Annotated in this window: 10 protein-coding genes and 1 pseudogene; 5 read left to right on the top strand and 6 right to left on the bottom strand. The window is 69.4% G+C overall.

All coding sequences use genetic code 11. The features are described 5' to 3' along the window. Window positions 1-26: 26 nt before the first annotated feature. Both ACWD3C_RS09875 and ACWD3C_RS09870 read right to left on the bottom strand, forming a co-directional pair. Window positions 27-1,229 (bottom strand): winged helix-turn-helix domain-containing protein, encoded by a 1,203-nt coding sequence (locus tag ACWD3C_RS09875; protein ID WP_451141977.1) that lies wholly within the window; start codon window positions 1,227-1,229, stop codon window positions 27-29. A 313-nt stretch (window positions 1,230-1,542) separates the two neighbouring features. Next, complete coding sequence (locus ACWD3C_RS09870) at window positions 1,543-2,115, bottom strand: GNAT family N-acetyltransferase (protein WP_451141975.1); 573 nt, start codon at window positions 2,113-2,115, stop codon at window positions 1,543-1,545. 272 nt (window positions 2,116-2,387) lie between these two features. On the opposite strand from ACWD3C_RS09870, the gene secA reads away from it, so the two are divergent. Next, window positions 2,388-5,201 (top strand): preprotein translocase subunit SecA, encoded by a 2,814-nt coding sequence (secA, locus tag ACWD3C_RS09865; protein ID WP_451141973.1) that lies wholly within the window; start codon window positions 2,388-2,390, stop codon window positions 5,199-5,201. A 154-nt stretch (window positions 5,202-5,355) separates the two neighbouring features. Here secA and ACWD3C_RS09860 read toward each other — a convergent pair whose 3' ends face one another. After that, window positions 5,356-6,189, bottom strand: coding sequence for an Rv3235 family protein (locus ACWD3C_RS09860; protein ID WP_451141971.1), 834 nt, complete (start codon window positions 6,187-6,189; stop codon window positions 5,356-5,358). A gap of 354 nt (window positions 6,190-6,543) precedes the next feature. Here ACWD3C_RS09860 and ACWD3C_RS09855 point away from each other — a divergent pair, with 354 nt between their 5' ends. The 3 genes and pseudogenes from ACWD3C_RS09855 to ACWD3C_RS09845 all read left to right on the top strand — a co-directional run. After that, window positions 6,544-7,059 (top strand): DUF6912 family protein, encoded by a 516-nt coding sequence (locus tag ACWD3C_RS09855; RefSeq protein ID WP_451141969.1) that lies wholly within the window; start codon window positions 6,544-6,546, stop codon window positions 7,057-7,059. 115 nt (window positions 7,060-7,174) lie between these two features. Beyond that, window positions 7,175-7,840, top strand: coding sequence for an HAD family hydrolase (locus tag ACWD3C_RS09850; RefSeq protein WP_451141967.1), 666 nt, complete (start codon window positions 7,175-7,177; stop codon window positions 7,838-7,840). A gap of 146 nt (window positions 7,841-7,986) precedes the next feature. Further along, window positions 7,987-8,627 (top strand): annotated as a pseudogene (locus ACWD3C_RS09845) (ATP-binding protein); the annotation flags it as partial. A 180-nt stretch (window positions 8,628-8,807) separates the two neighbouring features. Here the strand turns inward: ACWD3C_RS09845 and ACWD3C_RS09840 are convergent. Continuing rightward, the gene (locus ACWD3C_RS09840) at window positions 8,808-9,374 is read right to left on the bottom strand and encodes a DJ-1/PfpI family protein (RefSeq protein ID WP_451141965.1); all 567 of its coding nucleotides are present in this window, start codon (window positions 9,372-9,374) and stop codon (window positions 8,808-8,810) included. 865 nt (window positions 9,375-10,239) lie between these two features. Here ACWD3C_RS09840 and ACWD3C_RS09835 point away from each other — a divergent pair. After that, on the top strand, window positions 10,240-15,183 hold the full coding sequence (locus ACWD3C_RS09835) for an NAD-glutamate dehydrogenase (RefSeq protein WP_451141963.1): 4,944 nt from the start codon (window positions 10,240-10,242) through the stop codon (window positions 15,181-15,183). Between the two features lie 131 nt (window positions 15,184-15,314). Here ACWD3C_RS09835 and ACWD3C_RS09830 read toward each other — a convergent pair whose 3' ends face one another. Together ACWD3C_RS09830 and ACWD3C_RS09825 are read right to left on the bottom strand one after the other, a co-directional pair. Beyond that, entirely contained in the window at window positions 15,315-16,154 is an 840-nt protein-coding gene (locus ACWD3C_RS09830; protein WP_451141961.1) for an ABC transporter ATP-binding protein, read from the bottom strand. Further along, window positions 16,147-17,112 (bottom strand): ABC transporter permease, encoded by a 966-nt coding sequence (locus tag ACWD3C_RS09825; protein WP_451141959.1) that lies wholly within the window; start codon window positions 17,110-17,112, stop codon window positions 16,147-16,149. The genes ACWD3C_RS09830 and ACWD3C_RS09825 overlap by 8 nt, the downstream gene beginning before the upstream one ends. Between the last annotated feature and the right edge of the window lie 191 nt (window positions 17,113-17,303).

Here is a 17,303-nt window from a genome sequence, read left to right as displayed (position 1 = left end):
CAGGGCAGGTCTCGCCCCAGGGCGTCTCATCCCAGAGCGCGGGACAGTTCTGTCGTCAGGGGTTCGCGCAGCTCGGGGGCGTCCACCTGTTCCACGCGTACGTTGGTGCAGTCCACCCAGCTCGCCGCCTCCAGCAGGGCCTGGGCCACTGCCGGGACCGCCTTGGGGCCGTCGAGGGTGACCTGTTTGGCGACCAGGGTGCGGCCGTCGCGGGCGGGGTCGACGCGGCCGACGAGGCGGCCTCCGGCGAGGACCGGCATCGCGAAGTAGCCGTGGACGCGCTTCTGTTTGGGGACGTAGGCCTCCAAGCGGTGGGTGAAGCCGAAGATGCGCTCCGTGCGGGCCCGCTCCCAGATCAGGGAGTCGAACGGGGACAGAAGCGTCGTGCGGTGGCGGCCGCGCGGGGGTGTTTCCAGGGCCGCCGGGTCGGCCCAGGCGGGCTTGCTCCAGCCCGCCACCGTCACCGGGACCAGGCCCGAGTCGGTGATCACCGCGTCGACCTGTTCGCCCTTGAGGCGGTGGTAGTCGGCGATGTCCGCGCGTGTGCCGACGCCGAGTGCCTGGCCGGCGAGGCGGACGAGGCGGCGCAGGCACTCGGCGTCGTCCAGGTCGTCGTGGAGCAGCTCGTCGGGGACGGCGCGCTCGGCGAGGTCGTACACCCGCTTCCAGCCGCGGCGTTCCACGCAGACCACCTCGCCGTACATCAGGGAGCGTTCGACGGCGACCTTCTCGCCGGACCAGTCCCACCACTCGCTGGTGCGCTTGGCTCCGCCCAGCTCCGTGGCGGTGAGAGGGCCTTCGGCGCGGAGTTGCTTGATGACCCGGTCGTAGGCGCCGTCCGGAAGGGGGTGGTGCCAGTGGGGGCGGGTGCGGTAGGCGCGGCGGCGGAAGGCGAAGTGGGGCCATTCCTCGATGGGGAGGATGCAGGCGGCGTGGGACCAGTACTCGAAGGCGTGGGGTCGTGCCGGAGGCGCGCCAAAGGACGCAGTTGTCCAGTACGCCTTGTCGACTGTGGTGCGGCCTATTGCGCCCAGGCGGGCGTACGGGATGAGTTCGTGCGAGCGGGCCAGGACCGAGATGGTGTCGAGTTGGACCGCGCCCAGGTGCCGCAGTATGCCGCGGACGCCGGACTTGCGGGCCGGGGCGCCGAGGAGGCCCTGGGCTCGAAGGGCGATGCGGCGGGCCTCGTCTGCGGAGAGTTCTGTGGTGGGGCGCGGGAGGGTTGTCATGGTCCGCAGGGTAGGGGGTGGGACTGACAGCGGGGGGTGAGCTGGGGAGATGAGGGTGGGTGGGGGTGTGGCTGGTGGGGGTTTCGCCCCCGCCGCCCCTACCCGTCCCGTCCTCCAGGGGCTCCGCCCCTTCGACCCCGCCAGGGGGCTGCGCCCCCTGGACCCCCGTTGGGGGGTGGGGTGTGTGCGGGTGGGTGGTGGTTGCTGTGGGATCGGCCTTCGGCCTCGTCCTCAAGCGCCGGACGGGCTGGAAAGGGCGGGGCCGGTCTGGAAGGTGCAGGTGAGGAGGCCTCGGGGTAGGCGCTGTTGGGTCTCAGGACGTTCGTGGCGGCAAGTACGGGGCCGTTGAAGGGAGGCCCAGGTCGGAGGGGAGCAAGGAACCTACCCAGCAGTCGCGGCGTACGCCCCTGTTGTTGAGGGCGGAGCGGAGGGTGCCCTCGATGGTGAAGCCGGCCTTTTCGGCCACGGCGCGGGACGGGGTGTTGCCCACCTCGGCTCGCCATTCGAGGCGGTCGAGGGAGAGGGTGGTGAAGGCCCAGTGAGAGGCGGTGAGGGTGGCTTCGGTGATGTAGCCGTTGCCGCGGTGTTCCTTTGCCGCCCAGAAGCCGATCTCGCCGGCGCCGAGGGAGTGCATGGTGATGCCGAGCATGCCCACGAGCTCCCCGGAGGGGAGGAAGACGCCGAAGGTGAACATCGAGGCGTCGGCCCAGCCGTCCGGGATCGTCTGGTCGACGAAGCTCCGCGCGTGTTCGTGGAGGTACGGCGACGGGATGGTCGTCCAGCGCTGGATGTCGGGGTCCTGGGCGGCGACGTACACCGCGTCGATGTCCTGCGGACCCACCGGACGCAGGAGCAGCCGGGCGGTGGTGAGGGTGACGGGTTTCATCGGCCGATTGTGGTGGGGAGAGCGGAAGGGTGCCATCCCTTTTGCGGGTCCTGGCTGTTGAAGCGGGATGCTAGCTGTGTGTGAGGCAGTGATCACGATTCGCGCAATTCGTGGGCGGAATCCGGCACCATCCGCCTCGCCCGCACGTTGTTCTAGTGGCTGTCACAGGCAGACCTCCCGACACGGGCGGGTCCTCGCTTACGATGGCCGTTGCTCAATCAGTTGTTTGGAATCGACCGTCCCAGGCCCGACCGGCAAGGAGACCAACCCCCGTGTCCGTCCTCTCGAAGATCATGCGTGCAGGCGAAGGCAAGATCCTGCGCAAGCTGCACCGCATCGCGGACCAGGTCAACTCCATCGAAGAGGACTTCGTCGACCTCTCCGACGCCGAGCTGCGGGCCCTCACCGATGAGTACAAGCAGCGGTATGTCGACGGCGAGACGCTCGACGACCTGCTCCCCGAGGCGTTCGCCACCGTCCGAGAGGCAGCCAAGCGCGTCCTCGGGCAGCGCCACTACGACGTGCAGATCATGGGCGGCGCCGCCCTCCACCGCGGGTACGTCGCCGAGATGAAGACCGGTGAGGGCAAGACCCTGGTCGGCACGCTGCCCACGTATCTGAACGCGCTGTCGGGCGACGGCGTCCACCTGATCACGGTCAACGACTACCTGGCCGAGCGCGACTCCGAGATGATGGGCCGCGTCCACAAGTTCCTGGGACTGAGCGTCGGCTGCATCCTCGCCAACATGACGCCGGCCCAGCGCCGCGAGCAGTACGCGTGCGACATCACGTACGGCACGAACAACGAGTTCGGCTTCGACTACCTGCGCGACAACATGGCCTGGTCCAAGGACGAGCTCGTCCAGCGCGGCCACAACTTCGCGGTCGTCGACGAGGTCGACTCCATCCTCATCGACGAGGCCCGTACGCCGCTGATCATCTCCGGCCCGGCCGACCAGGCCACCAAGTGGTACGGCGACTTCGCCAAGCTGGTCACCCGCCTGAAGAGGGGCGAGCCGGGCAACCAGCTCAAGGGCATCGAGGAGACCGGGGACTACGAGGTCGACGAGAAGAAGCGCACGGTCGCCATCCACGAGTCCGGTGTCGCCAAGGTCGAGGACTGGCTGGGCATCGACAACCTCTACGAGTCGGTGAACACGCCGCTGGTGGGCTACCTGAACAACGCCATCAAGGCCAAGGAGCTCTTCAAGAACGACAAGGACTACGTCGTCATCGACGGCGAGGTCATGATCGTCGACGAGCACACCGGCCGTATCCTCGCCGGCCGCCGCTACAACGAGGGCATGCACCAGGCGATCGAGGCGAAGGAAGGGGTGCCGATCAAGGACGAGAACCAGACGCTCGCCACGATCACCCTGCAGAACTTCTTCCGCCTCTACGACAAGCTCTCCGGCATGACCGGTACGGCGATGACCGAGGCCGCCGAGTTCCACCAGATCTACAAGCTCGGCGTGGTCCCGATTCCGACCAACCGGCCGATGGTCCGCAAGGACCAGTCGGACCTGATCTACCGCACCGAGGTCGCCAAGTTCGACGCGGTGGTCGACGACATCGCCGAGAAGCACGAGAAGGGCCAGCCGATCCTCGTCGGCACCACCTCGGTCGAGAAATCCGAGTATCTCTCGCAGCAGCTCAGCAAGCGCGGCATCCAGCACGAAGTGCTGAACGCGAAGCAGCACGACCGTGAGGCGGTGATCGTCGCCCAGGCCGGCCGCAAGGGCGCCGTGACCGTGGCGACGAATATGGCCGGTCGTGGCACCGACATCAAGCTCGGCGGCAACCCCGATGACCTCGCGGAGGCGGAGCTGCGTCAGCGCGGCCTCGACCCCGAGGAGCACATCGAGGAGTGGGCCGCGGCGCTGCCCGCCGCCCTGGAGAGGGCCGAAAAGGCGGTGCAGGCCGAGTTCGAAGAGGTCAAGGACCTCGGCGGCCTCTACGTCCTCGGCACCGAGCGGCACGAGTCGCGTCGTATCGACAACCAGCTGCGCGGTCGTTCCGGCCGTCAGGGCGACCCGGGCGAGTCCCGCTTCTACCTGTCGCTGGGTGACGACCTGATGAGGCTCTTCAAGGCCCAGATGGTCGAGCGCGTGATGTCGATGGCGAACGTCCCGGACGACGTGCCGATCGAGAACAAGATGGTCACGCGCGCGATCGCGTCCGCCCAGTCGCAGGTCGAGACGCAGAACTTCGAGACCCGCAAGAACGTCCTGAAGTACGACGAGGTCCTCAACCGGCAGCGCGAGGTCATCTACGGCGAGCGGCGCCGCGTCCTGGAGGGCGAGGACCTGCACGAGCAGATCCAGCACTTCATGGACGACACGATCGACGCGTACATCACCGCCGAGACCGCCGAGGGCTTCGCCGAGGAGTGGGACGTCGACCGGCTGTGGGGCGCGTTCAAGCAGCTCTACCCCGTGAAGGTCACCATCGAGGAGCTGGAGGAGGCGGCCGGCGACCGGGCCGGTCTGACCGCCGAGTTCATCTCCGAGTCCATCAAGGACGACATCCACGCACAGTACGAGGCGCGGGAGGCGCAGCTCGGCTCCGAGATCATGCGTGAGCTGGAGCGCCGGGTCGTGCTGTCGGTCCTCGACCGCAAGTGGCGCGAGCACCTCTACGAGATGGACTACCTCCAGGAGGGCATCGGCCTGCGCGCGATGGCCCAGAAGGACCCGCTGGTCGAGTACCAGCGCGAGGGCTTCGACATGTTCACCGCCATGATGGAGGGCATCAAGGAGGAGTCCGTCGGCTACCTGTTCAACCTGGAGGTCCAGGTCGAGCAGCAGGTCGAGGAGGTCCCGGTCGAGGATGCCAAGCCGTCCCTCGACAAGCAGGACGCCGTGCCGGCCCAGGCGGGCACTTCCCGTCCGGAGATCCGTGCCAAGGGCCTGGACACCCCGCAGCGCCCCGACCGCCTGCACTTCTCCGCGCCCACCGTGGACGGCGAGGGCGGTGTCGTCGAGGGTGACTTCGCCAACGAGGACGCCGTCCGGTCGGAGTCCGACGGCCTGACCCGCGCGGAGCGCCGCAAGCAGGCCAAGAGCGGGCGCCGCCGCAAGAAGTGACCGGTCGCCCTGCGGGGGCGAGCCGATCGCTCCGCGAGGGCGAGCTGTGAGGGGCCGGGCACCTGAGGGTGCCCGGCCCCTCGTGCTCTGTCGACTTGTGTCGACGTGTGCCGACGTGTGCCGACGAGCGCCGACGCGGGTCAGTCCTCGTCGGTCAGTCGTCGTCTGGGTGGGGCATCCTCGGGCCGCCCAGTTCCACTGCTGTGCAGCGCCAGCGGTTGTCGGGGCCGTGTTCCAGGCGGAAGGCCATGGCGCGGAGCTGGTCACCCGCGCCGATGCGGGCGAAGGCCTCGATGGCACCGGGGCGGGGGACGTCGTAGCCGATGTCACGGACGACCGGGAGGGTGCCTCGGGTGGTGCGCAGGGGGCCGCGCTCGGCGAGCCAGGCCAGTTCGTCGTAGGCCCGGCCCGCGGTGTGGCGCAGCATGCTGTGCACCGGCCGCTGGCCGCTCAGCACCGCCAGCAAGAGGTCGGCGAAGTGGTCGGTGGGGCGAGGCTGGGGGACGGGGCGCGGAGGGGCCGTGCTGGGTGCCGTACGGGTCGGGGTGCCGCCGGCCGTCGTGGTGCGGATCGGGGCGGCGCCCGGCACCGTGGTGCGGGCCGGGGCGCCCTTGGCGGTCGTGGTGCGGGTCTGGGTGCTGTGGGTCGTTGTAGCGCGGGCGGGGGCGTCGCGGGTCGTTGTGGTGCGGGTCGGAGTAGCGCCCGGTGCCGTGCGGGTCGGCGTGCCACCTGGTGCCGTGCGGGCTGGAGTGGCGCTCGGCGCCATGGTGCGGGTGGGAGTGCCGTTGGTCGCTGTGCTGCGGGCCGGGGCGCCGTTGGGTGTCGTGCTGCGGGGCGCCGTGTTGCCTGGTGCCGTGGAGAAAGCTCCTGTGCTCGGTGGTGTCGGGCGGCCGCGGCCCGGGGTGGTGCGGGTCGGGGTGGCGCCGGGGCGGCGGGTGTCGTGGCGGACGGGCGGGCGGGTGCCCGACTGGCGCTTCGTCCTGGTCATGACCTTGCTCATGGGGGTCCCCGTTTCCGTGAACCGGCAGGTACCGGTCGGTAACTTCGTGTGGGGATCTTGTACGAGGACAGGGGTGGCGGTCGCAAGGAGCGCCCAGGTCTGCCGGGGGTCGCGAAAGGTTCACCTATCAGAGTGACCGGGGCGGGGCTCGGGCCCGATGCGATGGGGGCGGGCCGGGTGACGACGCGGCTCGGGGGTGGACGCGTCCGGCCCGTCGGACGGGGACTCGAAAGGGGACTCCCGCACGTATCCTGAAGGCCGCTCCGGAGGTGCGCGAACGCCCTCCTCGGAGCCTCCGCGGAATGCCTCCGAGGAGCCTTCCGACTACGAAAGCGGCCTGCCATGCGCGTCTACGTCCCCCTGACCCTCCCCGGCCTCGCTGAGGCGTACAAGACGGGTGAGCTGGGGGAGGGGCGGTTCGTCGCGTACGCCGTCACGCCCGCGCTGCGGGAGTGGTACCTCTCCGACGACATCGAGGAGCTGGAGTACGCCGCCCTGAACCGCGCCGCCCTCGCCTCGCTGCGCCTCCTCGCCGGTGACCCCAAGGCCGCCCGGCGGCGGGTCGTCGTCGCCGTCGACGTCGCCGACGGAGCCGCCGTGGCCGACCCCGACCGGGGGCTCGATCCGGCGGCGCTCGGCGAGGTGCGGGTCGCCGGGCCGGTGCCGCTGGCCAAGGCCGCCGCCGTGCACGTCGACTCCGACGAGGCCGAGCCCGATGTCGCCGCCGCGGCGGACGCGCTGGGAGCGGCGGACCACGGTGACGACGACGCCCAGTTCACCGTGGACGGGGCCGAGGACCACGAATTGCTGTGGTTCGCCACGCAGGAGATCCCCAATCTGGTCGGGCTCGGGGACTGAACCCCTGTCCTTCGGCGGGGCCCCGGGGAGTGAAATCCCCGCACGGGCTCCCGGCCGTGAGCCCGTGCGCAGGCGCTCACGGTGCGTTGTCAGTGGTGACGGGTACGTTCTTGGTATGGGGAAGCACGAAGCAGCGCACATCGTCTGGGACTGGAACGGAACCCTGTTCCATGACAATGAGGCCATCATCGGGGCGACGAACGCGGCGTTCGCCGAGCTGGGCATCGAGCCGATCACGCTGGAGCGGTACCGGGAGCTGTACTGCGTGCCGGTGCCGAAGTTCTACGAGCGGCTGATCGGACGGCTGCCGACCGACGACGAGTGGGAGATCATGGACGAGGCCTTCCACCGGTACTACGCGGAGCACCGCACGGCGTGCGGGCTCACCGAGGGGGTGCCGGGGCTGCTCGCGGACTGGCAGTCGGCGGGGCGCAGTCAGTCGATCCTCAGCATGTACGTCCATGACGAACTGGTCCCGTTGGTGCGGGGGTTCGGGATCGAGCCGCACTTCATACGCGTCGACGGGCGGACCGGGCCCTCCGGTGGCAGCAAGGCCGAGCACATGGTGCGGCATGTGAGTGCGCTGGGTGCGGTGGAGCCGACGCGTGTGGTCGTGATCGGGGACGCGGCCGACGATGCCGTAGCCGCTCGGCATGTGGGTGCGCAGGCGGTTCTCTACACCGGGGGTTCCCACAGTCGGGCCAGTCTCGAAGGGGTGGGCGCGCCGGTCGTGGACAGCCTGGAGGAGGCGGTGGAGGTGGCGGGGAGGCTGGCGGCGTAAGGCCTCGCCTCGCCACGCCTCCCCTCCCCTCCCCTCGCCCCTCCTCGCTTCGAGGGCGTGGGCTTCGCTCCGTGGGTGCCAGTGCCTGGAAAGCATGTACTTGGCGTGAATATGCTTACGTTCCGTGCTCGAATGCGTATGTTGTGCAAGGGCCGGGCGGGGTCGGCAAGAGCCGTACGGCGCTGCGGGCGGCGGCCGAGCTGGTGAAGCGGTTCCCGGACGGGGTGTGGCTGGCGGAGCTGTCGGCGCTGCGCGACCCGGAGCTGATCCCGGCGATGCTCGCCACGGTGCTCGAACTGCCGGAACAGCCCGGCATGGAGCCGATCGACGCGGTGGTCGCACACCTTCAGGAGCGCCGGCTGCTGATCGTGCTCTACACCTGCGAGCACCTGGTCGACGCCTGCGCCATGCCCTCCGACATCCTGCTGCGCGAGGCGGCGGACGTCAGCTTCCTCGCCACCAGCAGACAGCCCCTGGACGTGCCGGGCGAGCACCTCGTGCAGATCGCTCCGCTTGCCCGCGCGGACGCGCTGGAGCTGTTCATGGAGCGGGCGCGGGCTGCGGCGTGCCCGGCTTCGCCGTGAGCGACGCCGACCGGGAGCGGCTGCCCGCGCTCGTCGACCGGCTCGACGGGATTCCGCTGGCGCTGGCGCTGGCGGCGGTACGACTGTGCGCGGTGCTGCCGACGGAGCTGGTGGCCCGGCTCGACCACCGGTTCGACGTGCTCACCGGCGGCCGGCGGACCGCGCTCACCCGGCACCAGACCCTGCGTACGGCCATCGGCTGGCGGTGGGTGTCGACAGGGTTGGTCCATTCGCCACGGCCCGTGACCGTCATGGCAGGCGCCCCGCCGCTTCGGCCCGGGCGTGCCATGGGCGGCTGCCCGCGTCGGTGGGGCAGCCGCCGTCCTTTGTCACTGGCGTGACCGGTTGGATGTCACCGGCGTGCCTGGTCGGACCGGTGGTGGTCAGGTCGCTGGGGCTTTGGCGCGCAGTACCGTGAGGAACTCGCGCATCCAGCGGGAGTGGTCGGGCCAGGCGCGGGACGAGACCAGGGTGCCGTCGACCACGGCTTCCGTGTCCTGGAAGGTGGCGCCGGCTGCCTGCATGTCGAGTTCCAGGGCGGGGTACGCCGTGACGCGGCGGCCGTGGAGGGCCCCGACGGCGGCGGTGAGCAGGGGGCCGTGGCAGATCTGGGCGACCGGTTTGTCGGTGTCGAAGAAGGACTTGAGGATCTTGCGGAGTTCGGGGTCGTTGCGGAGGTACTCCGGGGCGCGGCCGCCGGGGATGACGAGGGCGGCGTACTGGCCGGGGTCGACCTCGGAGAAGGCGAGGTCGGCGGGCCAGGTGTAGCCGGGCTTTTCGGTGTAGGTGTCGAAGCCGGGTTCGAAGTCGTGGATGACGAACTGGAGCTTTTTGCGGGTGGGGGCGGCGATGTGGACGTCGTAGCCCTCCTCGCGCAGGCGTTGGTAGGGGTACAGGACCTCCAGTGATTCCGCCGCGTCGCCGGTGACGATCAGGATCTTGGCTGTCATGTCGATTCCGCTTCCCTCGGCCGTGTCTTCGCCTCTGTTGGCCGTCTTTGGCAAGGTGCCTCGGGGGGTGGGGTCTTGCCAAGGGGTTCGTGGTGGGGGTTTCCGGGTGGTGGGTTTTCTCGCCCCCGCCGCCCCTACCCGTCCCATCCCTGGGGGCTGCGCCCCCAGACCCCCGGGGTGGGTCGGGTAGGTGCGGCTGGGTGGGTGGTTCATCGGCCTTGCGGCCTCGTCCTCAAGCGCCGGACGGGCTGGAGGGGGCTGGGGTGGGATGACGAGTGCTGCTGGGTGGGTGGTTTGTCGGCCTTGCGGCCTCGTCCTCAAGCGCCGGACGGGCTGGAGAAGCTCAGCCACCGCCGTGCCCACCCCTCACCTGCCCTACCCCACCCCATACCCCCACAACCCACCCCCACCCTGCACAACTCTCACCCCCCGTCCCTGTGCAGAACGTCAAACTTCTACCCCCGGTTTTGTACACATACGGCTCATGACGGGGCCCCCGTCCGGGGCGATAGCCTTGTGGCGTGATCAGCGCGATAGTTCGCGGGGGCCTTGGTGTCCCTGCTCTGCGCCCGAGGTGCACGGACGACATCCGTGACCGGGCGGCGATCGCTGGTCCTCGCGGGCGGGGCGGAGTCTGGATGGCTCCGGGGATGCCGGGCACTCCCAGGGAGGGCGGCGCGGAGAGCAGCGTCACAGCACCCGGACGTGCCGAGAACGGCCGAGAACCCCCCGCTCATCTCCCTCCGCGGCATAGCGTCGAAGAAGACCGGACACCCCGCGTCGTGGCGTCGCGTCGGAAACCGCGGAGCAGAGACCGTACTTCCTTCAACGTCACGCAACGGCGCGCGACAGGAGCCAGAGGATAATGCAGACCAAGCTGGACGAAGCCAAGGCCGAGCTGCTCGAACGGGCCGCCCGGGTAGCTGAGAACAGCCCGGTCGGGGGGCATCTACCGACCGGGACGACGGGTGAGGGCACTCCCGGCACCCCGGACCACGAAACCGTGCTCTCGTTCCTCCAGCGCTACTACCTGCACACCGCACCGGAGGACCTCACCGACCGCGACCCGGTCGACATCTTCGGAGCCGCCTTCTCGCACTACCGGCTGGCCGAGAATCGCCCCCAGGGCACGGCCAGCGTGCGGGTCCACACCCCGACCGTTGAGGAGAACGGCTGGACCTGCAGCCACTCCGTCGTCGAGGTCGTCACCGACGACATGCCGTTCCTCGTTGATTCCGTGACCAATGAGTTGTCGCGGCAGGGGCGCGGGATTCATGTCGTCATCCACCCGCAGATTTTCGTACGGCGGGATGTCACCGGCAAGCTCATCGAAGTCCTCCCCGTCCCGCCCGCCGGCGAGGCCCTTCCACATGACGCGCACACCGAGTCCTGGATCCACGTCGAGATCGACCGCGAGACCGACCGGGCCGACCTGAAGCAGATCACCGCCGATCTGCTGCGCGTCCTGTCCGACGCCCGCGAGGCCGTCGAGGACTGGGAGAAGATGCGGGACTCGGCCCTCCGTATCGCCGACGAGCTGCCGGAGGAGCCCCTCGCCGACGACCTGCGCGCGCAGGAGATCGAGGAGGCCCGCGAGCTGCTGCGCTGGCTGGCCGACGACCACTTCACCTTCCTCGGGTTCCGGGAGTACGAGCTTCGCGGGGACGACACCCTGGCCGCCGTGCCGGGGACCGGGCTCGGCATTCTGCGGGCCGATCCGCATCACGCCGGGCCGGACAGCCACCCCGTCTCCTCCTCCTTCGAGCGGCTCCCCGCCGACGCCCGCGCCAAGGCCCGTGAGCACAAGCTCCTCGTCCTGACCAAGGCCAACAGCCGCTCGACCGTGCACCGGCCGTCGTACCTCGACTACGTGGGTGTGAAGAAGTTCGACGGGGACGGGAACGTCGTCGGTGAGCGGCGGTTCCTCGGGCTGTTCTCCTCCGCCGCCTACACCGAGAGCGTGCGGCGCGTGCCCGTCATTCGGCGCAAGGTGGACGAAGTCCTTCAGCGCGCCGGGTTCTCGCCCAACAGCCACGACGGGCGCGATCTGCTCCAGATCCTGGAGACGTACCCGCGCGACGAGCTCTTCCAGACCCCCGTCGACGAGTTGCAGTCCATCGTCACGTCCGTGCTCTACCTGCAGGAGCGCAGGCGGCTTCGGCTCTACCTGCGGCAGGACGAGTACGGGCGCTACTACTCCGCCCTCGTCTACCTCCCGCGCGACCGCTACACCACCGGCGTACGGCTGCGGATCATCGACATCCTGAAGGAGGAGCTCGGCGGTATCAGCGTCGACTTCACCGCCTGGAACACCGAGTCGATCCTCTCCCGGCTGCACTTCGTGGTGCGCGTCCCGCAGGGTACGGAGCTGCCGAGGCTGTCCGACTCCGAAAAGGGACGTATCGAGGCCCGGCTCGTCGAGGCCGCCCGTTCCTGGGCCGACGGTTTCTCCGAGGCGCTGGGCGCCGAGCTGGGCGAGGAACGCGCCGCCGGGCTGCTGCGCCGCTACGGCTCCGCCTTCCCCGAGGGCTACAAGGCCGACCACACCCCGCGCGCCGCGGTCGCCGACCTCGTCCACCTCGAACAGCTCGGCGAGGACAAGGACTTCTCGCTCAGCCTGTACGAGCCGGTGGGCGCCGCGCCCGACGAGCGCCGGTTCAAGATCTACCAGAAGGGCGGCTCGGTCTCCCTGTCGGCCGTGCTCCCCGTCCTCAACCGGCTCGGCGTCGAGGTCATCGACGAGCGGCCGTACGAGCTGCGCTGCTCGGACCGTACGACCGCCTGGGTCTACGACTTCGGGCTGCGCATGCCCAAGTCGAAGAACGGCAGCGGCGACTACCCCGGCGACGACGCGCGTGCGCGGTTCCAGGACGCCTTCGCCGCGACCTGGACCGGGCAGGCCGAGAACGACGGGTTCAACGCGCTGGTGCTGAGCGCGGGCCTCACCTGGCGTGAGGCGCTGGTGCTGCGGGCGTACGCCAAGTACCTGCGCCAGGCGGGCTCCACCTTCAGCCAGGACTACATGGAGGACACCCTCCGAAACAATGTCCACACCACCCGCCTCCTCGTCTCCCTGTTCGAGGCGCGGATGTCACCGGAACGGCAGCGCGCCGGGCTGGAGATCGTCGAAGGGCTCCTGGAGGAGCTGGACGGGGCTCTCGACCAGGTCGCGTCCCTCGACGAGGACCGGATCCTGCGCTCCTTCCTCACCGTCATCAAGGCGACCCTGCGCACGAACTTCTTCCAGGAGACGCTGGGCGGCAAGCCGCACGACTACGTCTCCATGAAGTTCGACCCGCAGGCCATCCCCGATCTGCCCGCGCCGCGGCCGGCGTACGAGATCTGGGTGTACTCGCCTCGGGTGGAGGGCGTGCATCTGCGGTTCGGGAAGGTCGCGCGTGGCGGGCTGCGCTGGTCCGACCGCCGCGAGGACTTCCGCACCGAGATCCTCGGGCTGGTCAAGGCGCAGATGGTCAAGAACACCGTCATCGTGCCCGTCGGCGCCAAGGGCGGCTTCGTCGCCAAGCAGCTGCCGGACCCGGCCGTCGACCGCGACGCCTGGCTGGCGGAAGGCATCCGCAGCTACAAGACCTTCATCTCGGCGCTGCTCGACATCACCGACAACATGGTGGCCGGGGAGGTCGTACCCCCGCCGGACGTGGTCCGTCACGACGAGGACGACACCTACCTCGTCGTCGCCGCCGACAAGGGCACCGCCACCTTCTCCGACATCGCCAACGAGGTGGCCGAGTCGTACAACTTCTGGCTCGGGGACGCCTTCGCCTCCGGAGGCTCGGCCGGTTACGACCACAAGGGCATGGGCATCACCGCCCGCGGTGCCTGGGAGTCGGTCAAGCGGCACTTCCGCGAGCTGGGGGTGGACACGCAGACCGAGGACTTCACGGTCGTCGGCATCGGTGACATGTCCGGTGACGTGTTCGGCAACGGCATGCTGCTCAGCGAGCACATCCGCCTGGTCGCTGCCTTCGACCACCGGCACATCTTCATCGACCCGCACCCGGACGCGGCCACCTCGTACGCCGAGCGGCGCCGCGTCTTCGAGCTGCCGCGCAGCTCCTGGGCCGACTACAACACCGAGCTGATCTCGGCCGGCGGCGGCGTCTTCCCCCGCACCGCCAAGGCGATCCCGCTCAACCACCACATCCGCGAGGCTCTCGGCATCGAGGGCAAGGTCTCCAAGATGACCCCGGCCGACCTGATGAAGGCGATCCTGAAGGCGCCGGTCGACCTGCTGTGGAACGGCGGTATCGGCACGTACGTCAAGGCCGCCGCGGAATCCCACAGCGACGTCGGTGACAAGGCCAACGACGCGATCCGCGTCAACGGCGGCGACCTGCGCGTCAGCGTCGTCGGCGAGGGCGGCAACCTGGGCCTGACCCAGCTCGGCCGCATCGAGTTCGCGATGCACGGCGGTCGCGTCAACAACGACGCCATCGACAACAGCGCGGGCGTGGACACCTCCGACCACGAGGTGAACATCAAGATCCTGCTCAACGGGCTGGTCACCGAGGGCGACATGACCGTCAAGCAGCGCAACAAGCTGCTCGCCGAGATGACCGACGAGGTCGGCAACCTGGTCCTGCGCAACAACTACGCGCAGAACGTGGCGATCGCCAACGCCCTCGCCCAGTCCAAGGACATGCTCCACGCCCAGCAGCGCTTCATGCGCCACCTGGTCAGGGCGGGCCACCTCAACCGGGCCCTGGAGTTCCTGCCCACCGAGCGCCAGATCCGTGAGCGGCTGAGCAGCGGCCACGGGCTGACCGGCCCGGAGACGGCCGTCCTCCTCGCGTACACGAAGATCACGGTCGCCGAGGAGCTGCTGCACACCTCGCTGCCCGACGACCCGTACCTGCGCAGCCTGCTGTACGCGTACTTCCCGACCGCGCTGCGCGAGCGGTTCGCCTCGCACATCGACAGTCACCCGCTGCACCGCGAGATCGTCACGACCGTCCTGGTCAACGACACGGTCAACACGGGCGGTACGAGCTTCCTGCACCGTCTGCGCGAGGAGACCGGCGCCTCGCTGGAGGAGATCGTCCGCGCCCAGACCGCGGCCCGCGCGATCTTCGGCTCCGGCGCGGTGTGGGACGCGGTCGAAGGGCTGGACAACCAGGTCGACGCGGCCGTCCAGACCCGTATCCGCCTGCACTCCCGCCGCCTGGTCGAGCGCGGCACCCGCTGGCTGCTCAACAACCGGCCGCAGCCGATCGAGCTGACCGAGACCATCGCCTTCTTCAAGGAGGGCGTCGGCCAGGTCTGGGCCGAGCTGCCCAAGCTGCTGCGCGGCGATGACCTGGAGTGGTACCAGAAGATCCACGACGAGCTGACGGCCGCCGGTTTCCCGGCCGAGCTCGCCACGCGCGTCGCCGGGTTCTCCGCCGCCTTCCCGACGCTCGACATCGTCCGGGTGGCCGACCGCAAGGGCACGGACGCGCTGGCCGTCGCCGAGGTCTACTACGACCTGGGCGACCGCCTGCGGATCAGCCAGCTCATGGACCGCATCATCGAGCTGCCCCGCGCCGACCGCTGGCAGTCCATGGCCCGCGCCGCGATCCGCGAGGACCTCTACGCCTGCCACGCGGCCCTCACGGCGGACGTCCTGACGGTCGGCAACGGCACGTCCACGCCCGAGCAGCGCTTCAAGGTGTGGGAGCAGAAGAACGCGGCGATCCTGAGCCGGGCCCGCACCACGCTGGAGGAGATCCAGGGGTCGGACTCGTTCGACCTGGCGAATCTGTCGGTGGCGATGCGGACGATGCGGACGCTGCTGCGCACGGATTCGTAAGGGGTACGGCGTTCGTAAGGGGTACGGCGTTCGTACGGGTACGGCGTTCGTACGGGGTACGGCGAAGGGGGCGCCCCTGGTTCAGGGGCGCCCCCTTCGAAGGCGCGGGTCCGGGCTCCGGCGGGTCTCTCCTACTTCTTGTCACCGCCCGTGAACTTCTCGTACTCCTTCAGCACGTCCTCCGTGGCCCCGTCCATCTGAAGCACCCCCCTCTCAAGCCACAGGACCCGGTCACACGTGTCCCGAATGGACTTGTTGCTGTGGCTGACCAGAAACACCGTGCCCGCGCTCTTGCGCAGTTCACGGATACGGGCCTCGGACCGCTTCCGGAAGGACCGGTCACCGGTCGCCAGCGCCTCGTCGATCAGCAGCACATCGTGTTGCTTGGCCGCAGCGATGGAGAACCGGAGCCGGGCGCCCATGCCCGACGAATACGTCCGCATGGGCAGTGTGATGAAGTCCCCCTTCTCGTTGATGCCCGAGAAGTCGACGATCTCCTGGTACCGCTCCTTGACCTGCTCCCGCGACATCCCCATCGCGAGCCCGCCGAGATAGACGTTGCGTTCGCCGGTGAGGTCGCTCATCAGCGCCGCGTTCACGCCGAGCAGGGACGGCTGGCGGTCCGTGTAGATCCGACCGTTCTCGACGGGCAGCAGCCCGGCCACGGCTTTCAGCAGCGTCGACTTCCCGGACCCGTTCGTCCCGATGAGCCCGATGGCCTCACCCCGGTACGCGGTGAAGGACACGTTTCTCACGGCGTGCACCTCGCGCACACCGGAGGCTCTCTCCGTCTTCTTCTTCCGCCGCAGCATGCGATGGAGCGCGGCGGTGGCGGCGCCACGGCCGCCTCCCGTGCCGTTGACCCGGTACACGACGTCGACGCCGTCGGCGATGACGGTGGGGACGCGCTCGGCGGGGGCGTCGCCGGACGCGGCGGCCTTGTCGGGGCGGGGAATGGTGATGTCAGCCACGGCCGTACGTCTCCTCAGCCTTCCAGAAGTAGATGAATCCGCCGACGCCGGCGAGCAGCGCCCAGCCCAGGGCGAGGGCCCATACGTGGCTCGGCAGCTGGCTCGCGTGGAAGCTGTCGATCAGCGCGAACCGCATGAGGTTGATGTAGACGGCGGCGGGGTTGCACTCCAGCAGGACGTGGACCCAGCCGGGAAGGTTCCGGTTGGCGAGGATTCTGTCGAGGCTCCACATCACACCCGACGTGTACATCCAGGTGCGCAGCACGAACGGCATGAGCTGCGAGATGTCGGGAGTCTTGGCGCCGATCCGAGCCACGACCATGGCGACGCCGGCGTTGAACGTGAACTGCAGGGCGAGCGCGGGCACGATCAGCAGCCATGACAGGGTGACCGGCACGCCGAAGCCGAGCAGGATCACGACCAGTACGGCCATGGAGAACAGCAGTTGCTGGAGCTGCTGCAGGCAGTAGGAGAGGGGCAGCGTGGCGCGAGGGAAGTGCAGCGCCCGGACCAGACCCAGGTTGCCTGAGATGGCCCTGGTCCCCGCCATGACCGAGCTCTGCGTGAACGTCCACACGAACACGCCGGTGACCAGGAACGGGACATAGTCCGGCACGCCGCGCCTGGTGCCCATGAGGACGCCGAAGATGAAGTAGTACACCGCCGCGTTCAGCAGCGGGGTCGCCACCTGCCACACCTGTCCGAGCTTGGCCCGGCTGTACTGCGCGGTGAGCTTGGCGGTGGAGAAGGCGGTGATGAAGTGCCGCCGAGCCCACAACTGCCGTACGTACTCGCGCAGGGTGGGCCGGGCTCCGCTGACCGTGAGGCCGTGGCGGTCGGCGAGGTCGGCGAGGTCGGCGAGGGCCGTGGGGGACTCGGCGGCCGGGGCGGCCGGGGCGGCCGGGGCGGCCGGGGCGGTGGAGGTCGCTGGAGGTGGTGTGTGGAGGACCTGACTCACATCACAGCTTTCACTAGGGGGGTGGCGTTCGCTGGAGACGACCCGTCCTCGACGTCGACGTCGATGTCGACATCGCGCTTCGCGGTGCTCTCGGCCTGCTTCTCAACTCTGTTTCTTGTTCTGCTTCTTACTCTGCTCTTACGTCGGGACGGGACCGTATCGTCGCAACGCGAGCGTAAGCCTTCGCTACG

It is taken from the genome of Streptomyces sp. NPDC002845 (assembly GCF_053591955.1).
The sequence above is the reverse complement of the archived record's forward strand: the minus strand, read 5'-3'. Positions and strand labels throughout refer to the sequence as shown.